11 protein-coding genes are annotated in these 12,359 nt (G+C 69.1%); 3 read left to right on the forward strand and 8 right to left on the reverse strand.

The window, feature by feature from the left end; translation table 11 throughout:
• Positions 1-142 precede the first annotated feature (142 nt).
• Positions 143-1,318 (reverse strand): NO-inducible flavohemoprotein, encoded by a 1,176-nt coding sequence (gene hmpA, locus AL072_RS28870; RefSeq protein WP_045584954.1) that lies wholly within the window; start codon positions 1,316-1,318, stop codon positions 143-145.
• A 133-nt stretch (positions 1,319-1,451) separates the two neighbouring features.
• On the opposite strand from hmpA, the gene norR reads away from it, so the two are divergent.
• Both norR and AL072_RS28880 read left to right on the forward strand, forming a co-directional pair.
• Positions 1,452-3,038, forward strand: a complete 1,587-nt coding sequence (gene norR, locus AL072_RS28875) for a nitric oxide reductase transcriptional regulator NorR (RefSeq protein WP_082109262.1) — start codon at positions 1,452-1,454, stop codon at positions 3,036-3,038.
• Positions 3,035-3,301, forward strand: a complete 267-nt coding sequence (locus AL072_RS28880) for a DUF1488 family protein (RefSeq protein WP_045584955.1) — start codon at positions 3,035-3,037, stop codon at positions 3,299-3,301. Before norR ends, AL072_RS28880 begins: the two co-directional genes overlap by 4 nt.
• A gap of 97 nt (positions 3,302-3,398) precedes the next feature.
• Here AL072_RS28880 and AL072_RS28885 read toward each other — a convergent pair whose 3' ends face one another.
• From AL072_RS28885 to AL072_RS28900, 4 genes are all read right to left on the reverse strand, one after another.
• Positions 3,399-4,682: a TRAP transporter large permease gene (locus AL072_RS28885; RefSeq protein WP_045584956.1), complete on the reverse strand. Its 1,284-nt coding sequence runs from the start codon at positions 4,680-4,682 to the stop codon at positions 3,399-3,401.
• Positions 4,679-5,218 carry a TRAP transporter small permease gene (locus AL072_RS28890; protein ID WP_045584957.1) on the reverse strand — a complete coding sequence of 180 codons (540 nt, stop codon included), beginning with the start codon at positions 5,216-5,218 and terminating at the stop codon, positions 4,679-4,681. Before AL072_RS28890 ends, AL072_RS28885 begins: the two co-directional genes overlap by 4 nt.
• A gap of 79 nt (positions 5,219-5,297) precedes the next feature.
• A complete protein-coding gene (locus tag AL072_RS28895; protein ID WP_052710330.1) occupies positions 5,298-7,187 on the reverse strand; it encodes a sensor histidine kinase in 1,890 nt (629 codons plus the stop codon).
• 212 nt (positions 7,188-7,399) lie between these two features.
• Positions 7,400-7,603, reverse strand: coding sequence for a con-10 family general stress protein (locus AL072_RS28900; protein WP_045584958.1), 204 nt, complete (start codon positions 7,601-7,603; stop codon positions 7,400-7,402).
• Positions 7,604-7,793: 190 nt separating this feature from the next.
• On the opposite strand from AL072_RS28900, the gene AL072_RS28905 reads away from it, so the two are divergent.
• Positions 7,794-9,296 carry a sigma-54 interaction domain-containing protein gene (locus AL072_RS28905; protein ID WP_082109263.1) on the forward strand — a complete coding sequence of 501 codons (1,503 nt, stop codon included), beginning with the start codon at positions 7,794-7,796 and terminating at the stop codon, positions 9,294-9,296.
• A 28-nt stretch (positions 9,297-9,324) separates the two neighbouring features.
• Here AL072_RS28905 and uxuA read toward each other — a convergent pair whose 3' ends face one another.
• The 3 genes from uxuA to AL072_RS28920 are packed head-to-tail and all read right to left on the reverse strand — an operon-like array spanning position 9,325 to position 12,352.
• On the reverse strand, positions 9,325-10,521 hold the full coding sequence (gene uxuA, locus AL072_RS28910; RefSeq protein WP_045584959.1) for a mannonate dehydratase: 1,197 nt from the start codon (positions 10,519-10,521) through the stop codon (positions 9,325-9,327).
• A 53-nt stretch (positions 10,522-10,574) separates the two neighbouring features.
• Positions 10,575-11,849 (reverse strand): TRAP transporter large permease, encoded by a 1,275-nt coding sequence (locus AL072_RS28915; protein WP_082109264.1) that lies wholly within the window; start codon positions 11,847-11,849, stop codon positions 10,575-10,577.
• Positions 11,849-12,352, reverse strand: coding sequence for a TRAP transporter small permease (locus tag AL072_RS28920; protein WP_045585270.1), 504 nt, complete (start codon positions 12,350-12,352; stop codon positions 11,849-11,851). Before AL072_RS28920 ends, AL072_RS28915 begins: the two co-directional genes overlap by 1 nt.
• Positions 12,353-12,359: the final 7 nt, after the last annotated feature.

Here is a 12,359-nt window from a genome sequence, read left to right on the forward strand (position 1 = left end):
GATGGAAAAGATTTTTGGCGGCAAATAGCAAGCTTCGATAACCTGAGGTTGCCATCCGATCCGAAGCCGCCGGCGGGAAAAAAAGGCCGGCCTTCGGGGAAAAGGCCGGCCGGCAGGATGAGGAGAAGGATTCGGTATCCGGTCAGGCAAGTGCTTCCCGGGGTCCGAAGAACTCGTGCACGATGGCCGAGTCCGGCAGACCGAGTGCGGTCAACGCCTTGACGACCGCCGCCATGAAGGGCTTCGGCCCGACGACATAGGCTGCCACCCCCGGCTCGTCCGGCAACAGGCCGGCCAGCCGGTCGCGGTCGAGCAACCCGACCATGTGCGGGCGGTCGTCCGGCTGCGGTTCGGCATAGCAATAGACGGGCATGAGCGTCCGATGCGTCTCGGCCAGCCGGTCGACCTGATCGCGGAAGGCGTGGACGGAGCCGTTGAGCGCGGCATGGACGTAGATGACCCGGCGGCCGGCGGCCAGCGCCTGTTCGGCCAGCGGCAGGGCAGGGGTCTGGCCGACGCCGCCGGTGATCAGCAGCAGCGGGCCGCTGCCGTCGCGCAGCACGAACTCGCCGGCCGGCGGGTAGACGTCGATCTGGTCGCCGACCTGGGCGCGGTCATGCAGAAAGCCGGAAACCAACCCCTGCGGCTCCCGCTTCACCGAGATGCGGTAGTCGCGGCCGTTCGGCGAGGCCGACAGGCTGTAGTTGCGATGGACCGTCTCGCCATCGATGCCCAGGCGCAGGCCGAGATACTGGCCGGGTTGGAAGTCCATCACCCGCCCGCCATCCACCGGCTCCAGCCGGAAGGAGGTGATGACGGCGCTCTCCGACGTCTTCGCGGCGATCCGGAAGCGCCGGGCGCCGCGCCAGCCGCCGGTCAGCGCCGCCTTGCGGGCATATTCCTTTTCTTCCGCCGCGATCAGCAGGTCGGCGAGCTGCCGGTAGGCTGCGCCCCAGGCGTCGGCGACCTCCGCCGTCACCGCAGCGCCCAGCACCGTGCCGATCGCCTCCATCAGGCAGGTGCCGACGATGTCATACTGGTCGGGGGTGATGTTGAGCGAGACGTGCTTCTGCACGATGCCCTCCACCGCCGGACCCAGCACCTCCAGCCGGTCGATGTTGGAGGCGTAGGCGATGATGGCGTTGGCCAGCGCCTCGGGCTGGGCGCTGTTGCGCTGGTGGCTCTGGTTGAAGACGGCGCGCACGTCGGGGAAGCGCTCGAACATCAGCGGATAGAAGGTGCCGGTGATCCGGCTGGCATTGGCGGCGACCACCGGGGCGGTGGCCTTGATGACGGCGGTCTGGGCGGGGGTCAGCATGGAAAGGGCGATCCTTTTGCGCGTCACGATGTCGCAATGCCATGGCAAGCCCTGTGCCAAAGCGCCGCAGCGCGGGTTTCCGCGTCGCTGGAGTCGACTGTTGTCAGATTGACCGCAGATGGTATGATGTCGAATGGACAACGATACGGTCATTTCGACAACACCGATCCTGCTCGACGATGCGGGGGCGCTGCTGCGGACGCTGGACGATCCGGCGCGGCTGTGGCTGCTGCTGCTCGACCTGATGGCGCGGCACCTGCCTTGCGATGCCTGCGCGCTGCTGCGCCGGGACGGGGCAGGGGGACGGGTGCTGGTGCCGCTCGCGACGCGGGGACTCAGTCCGGACACGCTCGGCCGGCGTTTCGAGCTGGACGGGCATCCCCGCCTGCAGGCGATCGCCGATGCCGACGGGCCGCTGCTGCGCTTTCCCGCCGGCTGCGAACTGCCCGACCCCTATGACGGGCTGATCCCCGACCTGGGGGAGCGGCTGCATGTCCATGACTGCGTCGGGGCGCCGCTGGCGGTCGACGGGCGCCCCTGGGGCATGCTGACGCTGGACGCACTGAACGAGGAGCGCTTCGACGGCTGGGAAGAGGCGATCGCCGCCTGGGCCCGGCTGGCCGGCGACCTCGCCGCGGCGGCCGGGCGCCGCGCCGCCATGGCGGCCGTCGAGGGCGGGGGGCTGCCGGTGTTCGACGGGATGCGGGCCGACCCGGACCTCGACGCGGCCGGGTCGGGACCGGCGATGACGGCGCTGCTGGCGGAGATCGACACGGTGGCGACCAGCGACCTCGTGGTGCTGGTGCTGGGCGAGACCGGCGTCGGCAAGGAACTGGTGGCCCGCCGGCTGCACGCCCGCTCCGGCCGGGCGGCCGGGCCGCTGGTGCATGTCAATTGCGCGGCACTGCCGGACGCGCTGGTCGAAAGCGAACTGTTCGGCCATGTCCGCGGCGCCTTCTCCGGCGCGGTGGCCGACCGGCGCGGCAAGTTCGAGCTGGCCGACGGCGGCACGCTGTTCCTCGACGAGGTCGGCGAACTGCCGTTGACGGTCCAGGCCAAGATGCTGCGTGCCTTGCAGAACGGCGAGATCCAGCGCGTCGGCTCGGACCGTCACATCACCGTCGATGTCCGGGTGGTCGCCGCCACCAACCGCGACCTGGCGGCGGAGGTGCGGGAGGGGCGCTTCCGTGCCGACGTCTATCACCGGCTCAGCGTCTACCCGCTGCGGGTGCCGCCCCTGCGCGACCGCGGCACCGGGATCCTGCGGCTGGCCGGACTGTTTCTGGAGCGCAACCGGGCGCGGCTGGGGCTGCGCAACCTCCGGCTCTCCCCGGCGGCGGAGCGGCGCATGCTGGCCTATCCCTGGCCCGGCAACGTGCGCGAGCTGGAGCACGCCATCGGCCGCGGCGCCATCCGCGCCCGCGCCGCCCGCCCGACCGAGGGGGGCGTTCTGACCCTGACCCCGGCCGACCTGATCCTCGACGATGTGGGGGAGGGCGTGCGGGCACCGGCACCGGTGACGAACCACGCGGCGGCGGACCGTCTGGCGGAGCCGCTGCCCGACCTGCCACTGAATGATGCGGTGGAGGAGCTTCAGCGGCGGATGATCCGCGACCGGCTGGCCCGCCACGGCGGAAACTGGGCGCAGGCGGCGCGCTCCCTCGGCCTCGACCGCAGCAACCTGTTCCGGTTGGCGAAACGGCTGGGGTTGCGCGCATGACGGCGGCAGACTTCGGCTGGCGGGCGGAGATCGACGCGCTGGTCTTCCGCCCGGCGGGGCATGGCGGCTGGTGCGCCGTCCACCGGCTGGCATTCCGCGCCCTGCTGGGGGTGCGGGAACCGACAGCGGCGGACTGCCTTACCTATGCAGCCGCGCATCGCGCCGCGTTCGAGGCTGCGGCGGCCGGCAAGATCGCCCGGCGAGGGTACGACGCCGCGGCCAGCCTGCACCTGACCAGCCGCGACGTCGCCCGTGCCCTTTAGATCGGATCGCGTAAAATCGGCATCGATTTGAAGCGTGAATCCGATCGCCAAGCATAAGGCTAGAGTTTCGGGCGTTTCATATTAAACGCACGAAACTCTAGAAGCCCATCTGCCGCGGCATCCACAGCGCCAGATCAGGCCAGACGATCACCGCGACCACCACCAGCAGCATGGTGACCAGCGGCCAGATCACCCAGCGGATCGTGCTTTCCATCGAACAGCCGGTCATGCGGCAGGCGACCATCAGGTTGACCGCCATCGGCGGGGTGAACTGGCCCACCGCGATCATCAGGGTCAGGATGACGCCGAACCAGGTCAGATCCCAGTTGTAGGCCTGGGCGATGGGGATCAGCAGCGGCAGCAGGATGATGAAGATCGAGATGCCGTCCAGGAAGGTGCCGACGATGGTCAGCAGCACCACCAGCAGCGCCAGCACGCCATGTTCGCCCAGCCCGGAATGGATGATTGCGTCGGCGATGGGGTCGATCACCGACAGGGTGCTGAGCGCCCAGCCGAACACGCTGGCCAGCGCGATCACCGTCAGGATGATGGCGGAGATCTCCGCCGCCTCGACCAGCATGGACCGCAGGTCGCTGACCTTGATGGTGCGGTAGACCACCATGCCCAGCAGCAGGCCGTAGGCGACCGCGATCACCGCCGCCTCGGTCGGCGTGAAGATGCCCAGCCTGAGGCCGCCCAGGATGATGACCTTGGCGAACAGGCCGAGCGAGGCGTCCCACAGGCTGCGCCAGAAGGGCGGGCGCGGCTCGTGCGACAGCTTGACACCCAGATTGTGCTTCCGGGCCAGCCAATAGACCGGGACGATCAGCGCCAGCCCGGCCAGCGTGCCGGGGATGATGCCGGCGGCGAACATCGAGGTGGTGGGGGCGGCCGGCACCAGCACGCTGTAGATGATCAGCGCCACCGACGGCGGGATCAGGATGTCGGTCGCCGCCGCCGCGGCGACGACGCTGGCGATGTAGGGGCGCGGATAGCCGGCGCGGATCATGCTGGGCGCCATGACACCGCAGACCGCTGCGGCGATGGCTGGGCCGGATCCCGAAATGCCGCCCATCATCATCGCCACCACCACGGCGATGACCGCCAGCGCGCCCTTGCCCTGGCCGACGATGGCGGTGGCGAAGCGCACCAGCTTCTGCGCCACGCCCGAGCGGTCGAAGATGGTGCCGGCCAGCACGAACATCGGGATGGTCAGCAGCGGATATTTGGCGATGCCGGTATAGACGCTGGTCGGGACCGAGATGACGCCGAGCTGGGCGAAGGCGATCGACGCGGTGCCGGCCAGCCCCAGGGCGGCGGCGATCGGCACGCCCAGCACCATCATGACCAGGAAGGATCCGAAGAGCAGGGCGGTGATCACGGCTCGCCCTCCGGGATATGGCCGGTCTGCAGCGGTTCGGTGCCGCGGTGGATGCGGATCATCCGGCCGACGGTGCGGCCCAGCACCGCCAGCGACAGCACCGGCAGCCAGATCGTGTAGATCCATTGCGGCAGCCCGAGCGCCGGCGAGGTCACCTCGAACCGGTAGTCGTCCCAGGTCGTCCAGGCGCCATAGACCACCAGCAGCCCGTACATCAGCGCGACGCAGGCCATGGCGAACTGTTCCGCCCGGCGGCGGTTGACCGGGGACAGCCTGTCGGTCACGAAGGTGATGCGGATGTGGCGGTCCTTCACCACCGCGGCCGAAGCGCCGAGGAAGGTCAGGATCACCATCAGGGCGATGGAATATTCCTCGGTGAAGGCGAAGGAGACGTCGGTCAGGTAGCGCACCAGGACGTTGGCGAAGGTGATCAGCGCCACCACGGCCATGGTGAGGGCGACCAGCGTTTCTTCGATCCCAAGGGGGACGCGGGGTTTCGGCACCGGCCGGACGACGGTGGGGTCGTGATCGCTCATATTGCCAGGGTCCAGAGGGAGGGAGCGGGATTATTCCCCTCACCGGGCAATCAATGCAAGAAACGATCTCCCCGACGGATTACCCCGCCGGCATGCCGGCCATCCCGCCATCGCAGGGCGCCGCTTCGGCAGGTGCCGGCTCGCCGAGCGGAATCCGGAGCGTGAAAACGCTGCCCTCGCCCAACCGGCTGTCCAGCGTCACCGTCCCGCCATGCAATACGGCGATGCGGCGGACCATGTTCAAACCGACCCCGCTGCCGGCCGCCGTTCCGGTGTTGGAGGCACGGAAGAAGCGGTCGAACACCCGCTCCCGCTCGCCGTCCGGGATGCCGATGCCGCGGTCGGTCACCGACAGTGCCAGCCACCGGCCGGCCTCGCCCCCGTCCCGGCTCCCATCCCGGCTCCCATCCTCGCTCCATGCGCGAAGCCGCACCGGGCTGCCGGGGGGCGAATATTTCAACGCGTTGTTCAGCAGATTGTGGACGCACAGCTCCAGCATCGGCCCGTCGCCGGTCATCCGCTGAGGGCAGCCGTCGAGATCCAGCTCGACCTTCCGGCCGGGGGCGGCGTCGCACTGGGCGGCGGCGGCATTGCGCAGCAGGGCCGGCAGCGCCAGCATATCGTGGCGCAAGGCAAAGCCCGGATCGCTCAGCCGGTCGTCGGCCAGGCAGGTTTCCAGGATGTTCACCTGCCGCCGCACGGCACGGCGGATCTTCTCCAGCCGGGGCAGCATGCCGGGGGCCTTGACCTCGGCATCCAGCTGCAGCAGCTGCGCCGCCCCGTCGATGATGGCGAGCGGCGTCTTGAATTCGTGCGCGGCCATCGACAGGAAGCCGTTCAGCGCCCGCTTGGCCTCCTGCTCGGCCGCCAGCCGCCGTTCCGCCTCCTGCCGCGCCGCGTCGAGCCGGCGGACGGTGTCCTCCAGCCGCGCTTCCGCCCGGCGGCGGTGGGTGACATCGCGCAGCATCAGCAGGCAGCCGACCTCACGCCCGCCGCGGCCCGCAGCCAGCGGCACCCACGTCACCTCGAAACTGCGCAGGTCGCCGCCGCAGTCCAGCGTCAGCGGCGCCGGCCCCATCCCCGGCCCTTTCGCCGGCGCCTTCACCGGATTGGCGGCGGTGGACAGGACCGACAGTCCCGGCAGGTCGGCCAGCCGCCGTCCGATCGCCGCATGGTCGCCGGCCAGCGCCAGGGCCGCCGGATTGGCCTCCACCACCGTGCCGTCCCCATCCAGCACCAGCACCGGATCCGGCACCGCGTCCAGCAGCGCATCGCGGGCGACCGGCAGCAGGTCGAACAGGCGCCGCCGGGCGATCAGCCAATAGAACACCCCGTCCACCGCCAGGAAGCTGAAGGCGGTCGGGTCCAGGTCGAACAGGGTCAGGTTGCCGGTGACATAGCCGGCATTGGCGATCCACGGCACCGCCATCACCACCAGGAACCCCAGGTAATGGGTGCGGTAGGCCGGCGTCGCCCGGTGGATGCCGCTGGCGGTGACGACGATGCTCATCACCATGAAGGCGTAGATATAGACGGTGATGGCGTAGAACAGCAGCCCATGGCTGTAGATCAGCGCCGCGCCCGGCGTCGCGTCGACCGGGCGGATCGCGGTGTAGATCAGGTGATGAGCATCGTTGGTCAGCGCCAGCGCCCAGGTCGCCAGTCCGACCGTCACCAGCACCATCCGCCAGCGCGCCGGCAGCTCGCCCCTGGTGTAGGACCAGAGGAAGAACGCCCACAGGCTCGGCGTGCAGACGATGCCCATCCAGGCCATTTCGGCCCAGAACAGCTTGTCGGCCGGGGCGGAAACCATGCTTTCGGCGGCGACGGCCGTCGACCACCAGGCGGCCGACAGCTGCATCAGCACGAAATCGGTGCGGCCGGGGAAGGCCGGCAAGGTCCAGCTGCGCGCCGCGATCCACAGGGTTGCCACGACCGCAGCCAGAAGCAGGGCTGAGGGCAGGGTCATCGCGGAAGGGTCATGACGGCATGCTCAAGGGGACAAGGTGATGAGGACAAGGTGAAGGGTTGGCGGTGGGGATGTGGGGGACGCGGACGAAGAATGGACCTTCCGGCCGAACCGGCGCAAGACCGCATGACAAAAAGAAAAAGCGCGCCGCAAGGGCGCGCTTTTCCGGGATGGGCGGGACCGGCCGCGGAAGGGCGGCCGGTCCTTGGTCCTCACTCCTTCTTGGCTTGGCCGCCATGGCTGGCCTGGCCACCCTTGTGACCGGCCTCGGCGGCCCGCTCGGGATCGTTCTTGAAATTGCCGCCCGATGCCTCGCCGCCCTTCTTGCCGGCCTCCGCCGCGCGCTCCGGATCATTCTTGAAGTTGCCGCCGGAATGCTGGCCGCCCGCGCTGCGTCCTTCGGTCTGATTTGCCATGATGTCGGTTTCCCCTCGTTGGTAGCTCTTGTTGGAAGCGGTTGTTGAAAACGCAACCACGCCCACCCCAACAGGCTCTGCGCCGACAGGTTGCACCGGGTATACCGTCGGTACAGCCGCGTGGCGCTGTTGCGGTTTCGGCCCCGCCGTCCGATAACGGGCCTGGAACGAGACTGACGGGAACGATGGCGTGACGGATCGGGACCATGAACGCCAGGACGACGGACGTTTCCTCGATGCGCTGCCCGGCGGGGCGGCGCTGCTGCGCAGCCGGGCGATGCCCTCGCTGTTCGAGGCGCTGGAAACCCAGTCCGAGGGCACGGTGGCGGTCGACCGCGACGCGCGGGTGGTGTGGATCAACGCCAAATACGCCCGCATGCTCGGCATCTCCGATCCCGCCCTCGCCATCGGCCGCGAGGTCGAGGACATCATCCCCCATTCGCAGATGCGTCAGGTGCTGGCGACCGGCCAGCCGATCCTGCTCGATTTGATGCTGTTCGGCACCCAGCGGCTGGTGGTGACGCGCTTTCCGCTGACCGACGACCGGGGCGCGATCATCGGCGCCGTCGGCTTCGTGCTGTATGACAGCCTGCACCGGCTGAAACCGCTGCTGGCCGAGCTGTCGCGGCTGGAGGCGGAGCTGGCGGCAACCAAGCGGCGGTTGGATGAGGGGCGGCAGCCGCGCTACACGCTGCAAAGCTATGTCGGCGACAGCCCGGTCTGCCTGGAGGTCAAGCGCAAGGCACGCCTTGCCGCCCGCACCGACGCGCCGATCCTGCTGCTGGGCGAGACCGGCACCGGCAAGGAGCTGATCGCCCAGGCCATCCACGGCCTGTCCGCCCGCAGCGGCCGGTCCTTTGTCGGCGTCAACGTCGCGGCGATCCCGGAAACGCTGCTGGAGGCCGAGTTCTTCGGCGCGGTGCCCGGCGCCTATACCGGGCTCGACCGCCGGGGCCGCGAGGGGCGCTTCAAGACCGCAAACGGCGGCACCCTGTTCCTGGACGAGATCGGCGACATGCCGCTCGGCCTCCAGGCCAAGCTGCTGCGGGCCTTGCAGGAGCAGGAGATCGAGCCGCTGGGCTCCGACCGGCCGGTGAAGGTGGACGTGCGGGTGATCGCCGCCACCAACGTCGACCTGGAACGGCGGATCCGCGACGGCCGCTTCCGCTCCGACCTCTATTACCGGCTGAACGTGCTGCCGATCCGCCTGCCTGCCCTGGCCGAGATGGGCGGCGGGCTGGAGGCCATCGCCGAATCGATCCTGCAGGAGATCGCCGCCCGAACCGGGCTGCCGCTGCGCGGCCTGACGCCGGAAGCGGTCGAGGCGCTCGGCCGCCACCACTGGCCCGGCAACGTGCGCGAGCTGCGCAACGTGCTGGAACGCACCTGCCTGCTGACCGACAACCGCCGCCTGACCGCCGCCGACCTGGCGGAGGCGCTGCCCGACGCCGGCGCGACGGAGGCGACGGACACTCCGGCACCGGCCCGGCCGCCAAGCGTCCGTCGGGCGATGCCGGAGCCGGAGCCCCTGCCGGGCTATGACGAGGCCTTCGATGAGTTCGAACGCGCGTTGCTGGGCCGGGCCCTTGCGGCCAGCAACGGACGGGCGTCGGAGGCGGCGCGGGCGCTCGGCATCTCGCGCGCCGCCTTCTACAAGAAGCTCGCCCGGCTGGGGATGCGCGCCGGCGGGTGAGGCCGGCGCACCATTCCCGCGCCCGTCCTCAGACCGGCAGCTGCTTCATCGCCGCGACCGCGGTCATCACGCCGCGGATTTCGGCCAGACCGCGCAGGCGGCCGATCATCGGATAGCCGGGGTGGGTCGGCTTGCCGATGTCGTCCAGCAGCTCATGGCCATGGTCGGGGCGGAAGGGCAGGCGCCAGTTGTCGTTTCCGGCATCCTGGCGGCGCTTCTGCTCTTCCAGCAGGGTGGTGACGACCGACACCATGTCGACGTCGCCACCGAGATGGTCGGCCTCCTCGAAGGAGCCGTCCGCTTCCTTGGCGACGTTGCGCAGATGGACGAAGTGGATGTCCTCGACGAAGCGCCTGGCCATCGCCGGCACGTCGTTGGTCTGGCCGGCACCCAGCGAGCCGGTGCAGAAGGTCAGGCCGTTGTTGGGCGACTTCACCGCGTCGATCAGGTGGGCGAGGTCGTCCTCGGTGCTGACGATGCGCGGCAGGCCGAACAGCGGGCGCGGCGGGTCGTCGGGGTGGATCGCCATGCGGATCCCGACCTCTTCCGCGGTCGGGATCACCTCGCGCAGAAAGCGGGCCAGCGTCTCGCGCAGGCCGTCGGCGCTCATGCCGTTGAAGCGCGCGATCATCTTGCGCAGGCCGGGGATGTCGTAGCGGTCATAGGCGCCCGGCAGGCCGGCCATGATGTTCGACAGCAGCTTGTCGCGGTCGCTTTCCGACGAGCGGTCGAACCACTCCCTGGCCTTGGCCAGGACCTCGGGGGAATGGTCCGCCTCGGCGCCCGGACGCTCCAGCATGAAGACGTCGAAGGCCGCATGCTCGTGGGCATTGAAGCGCAGCGAGGTGCCGCCGCCCGGCAGCGCCGCGGCAAGCTCGGTGCGGGTCCAGTCCAGCACCGGCATGAAGTTGTAGCAGATCGTCGTCACGCCGCAGGCGGCGAGGTTGCGCATCGACTGGCGGTAATTGTCGAACAGCTCGGTCAGGTCGCCTTCGCCGATCTTGATCGCCTCGTGGATCGGCAGGCTTTCGGTCACGGTCCAGCTGAGGCCGAGTTCCTCATTGGACTCGATCATCGCCTTGCGCTTCTGGATTTCCTCGACCGACCAGACGACGCCGTAGGGGATGTGGTGCAGCGCGGTGACGACGCCGGTGGCGCCGGCTTGGCAGATGTGGTTGAGCTGGATGGCGTCTTCAGGGCCGAACCAGCGCCAGGACTGTTCCATGGCTTCGAACTCCTTGGGAAAGGGCTTTGGATTTGAACGGTCGCCAACGGCGGTCAGCGGAACAGCAGGCCCGGCAGCCAGAGCGACAGCGCCGGCACGTAGGAGACCAGCAGCAGGATCAGGATGTTGCACAGCAGGAACGGCCAGATCGCCTTGGTGATGGCACCCAGCGAGATCTTCGCGATGTTGGCGGCGACGAACAGGCAGACGCCGACCGGCGGGGTGGTCAGCCCGATCATCAGGTTCAGCACGGCGAAGGTGGCGAAATGGATCGGGTCGATGCCGACCTGGACCGCCACCGCCAGCAGCGGCGGGAACAGGATGATCAACGCCGCGATCGTCTCCATGAAGGTGCCGACGATCAGCAGCAGGATGTTGATCATCAGGATGATCAGGTACTTGTTCGTCGTCAGCGCCAGCATCGAGGCGGCGATCGCCTGCGGAATCTGCTCGCTGGTCAGGATCCAGCCGAACACGTTGGCCAGCCCGACCAACAGGATCAGCCCACCCGAGCCGATGGCGCTTTCCAGCAGGATCGCCGGCAGGTCGCGCAGCGTGAAGCCCTTGTAGACGAACAGGCCGATGACGAAGGCGTAGATCGCCGCCACCACCGACGCCTCGGTCGGGGTGAAATAGCCGCCGACGATGCCGAACAGGATGATCGCCGTCATCAGCAGCGCCCAGAAGGCGCCGCGGCTGGCGCGGAGCAGCGCGCCGAAGCCCTGCCAGGGCTCCTTGGGGTAATTGCGCACCCGCGCCAGGATCCACACCGTCAGCATCATGCCGACGCCGAGCAGCAGGCCCGGAATGGCGCCGGCCATGAACATCTTGCCGACCGACAGGCCGGTCAGGGTGCCGACGATGATCATCGGCACGCTCGGCGGGATGATCGGCCCGACGGTGGAGGCGGCGGCGGTCACCGCTGCGGCGAAGGGCGCGTCATAGCCCGACTTGCGCATCGCCGGGATCATCACCGCGCCGATGGAGGCGGTCTCCGCCACCGCGGTGCCGGAGATGCCGGCGAACACCATCGATCCCGTCACGTTGGCCAGCCCGAGACCGCCGCGGATATGGCCGACCAGACGGTTGCTGAACTGCACGATCTGGTCGGTGATGCCCCCGCCGTTCATCAGGTTGCCGGCCAGCACGAATCCCGGAATGCACAGCAGGACGAAGCTGTCCATGCCCGCATACATGAACTGGGGCACCACCGCGAGGTCGATGTCGCTGCCGACCAGATAGACCGCCGAGGCGCCGCCCAGCGCGATGCCGACCGGCGCACCCAGGATCAGCAGGATGGCGAAGGTGAGGAACAGTGCGGTGACCATCAGACGGTTTCCCCGTGGCTGGGCGACGCCGTGTCGCGTCCGAACCCGGCAAGGCGGGCGATCGAGAAGAAGGCGAGCGAGACCGGGATGATCAGCGTCACGACATAGACCCAGATCATCGGCACGTCGATGGAGCGCGCGCGCTCGCCGACGCTGCCGACCACATAGTCCCAGGCGCCGGGAATGATCGCGACGGCGAAGACCAGGATCGCCACGTCGACCAGCCGGGCGACCGCCCATTGCAACGGCTTGGGCAGCAGCAGGATGAACATGTCGACATTCACCAGCTCGCCGCGCAGCAGCGCCAGCCCGCAGGAGAAGGCGACCAGATGGACCAGCGCGAAGCGGGCCACCTCCTCGGTCCAGGGCGGCGAGGGGAATCCGGGCACGCGGCCCAGCACCTGGATGGTCACGACGACGATCAGGACGCCGATGGCCGCCAGGGTTCCCCAGCGGCAAAGGGCGGATACGGCCGCCACCGCGGCGGAAAAGGCGTTGCGCATCGGAAAG

Source organism: Azospirillum thiophilum, assembly GCF_001305595.1.
Taxonomy (GTDB): domain Bacteria; phylum Pseudomonadota; class Alphaproteobacteria; order Azospirillales; family Azospirillaceae; genus Azospirillum; species Azospirillum thiophilum.

Coding starts and splice junctions, on each gene's coding strand:
- AL072_RS28900 (WP_045584958.1), bottom strand. CDS start 7,603: ATGGCAAATCAGACCGAAGGACGCAGCGCGGGCGGCCAGCATTCCGGC.
- AL072_RS28915 (WP_082109264.1), bottom strand. CDS start 11,849: ATGGTCACCGCACTGTTCCTCACCTTCGCCATCCTGCTGATCCTGGGT.
- uxuA (WP_045584959.1), bottom strand. CDS start 10,521: ATGGAACAGTCCTGGCGCTGGTTCGGCCCTGAAGACGCCATCCAGCTC.
- norR (WP_082109262.1), top strand. CDS start 1,452: ATGGACAACGATACGGTCATTTCGACAACACCGATCCTGCTCGACGAT.
- AL072_RS28895 (WP_052710330.1), bottom strand. CDS start 7,187: ATGACCCTGCCCTCAGCCCTGCTTCTGGCTGCGGTCGTGGCAACCCTG.
- AL072_RS28890 (WP_045584957.1), bottom strand. CDS start 5,218: ATGAGCGATCACGACCCCACCGTCGTCCGGCCGGTGCCGAAACCCCGC.
- hmpA (WP_045584954.1), bottom strand. CDS start 1,318: ATGCTGACCCCCGCCCAGACCGCCGTCATCAAGGCCACCGCCCCGGTG.
- AL072_RS28920 (WP_045585270.1), bottom strand. CDS start 12,352: ATGCGCAACGCCTTTTCCGCCGCGGTGGCGGCCGTATCCGCCCTTTGC.
- AL072_RS28880 (WP_045584955.1), top strand. CDS start 3,035: ATGACGGCGGCAGACTTCGGCTGGCGGGCGGAGATCGACGCGCTGGTC.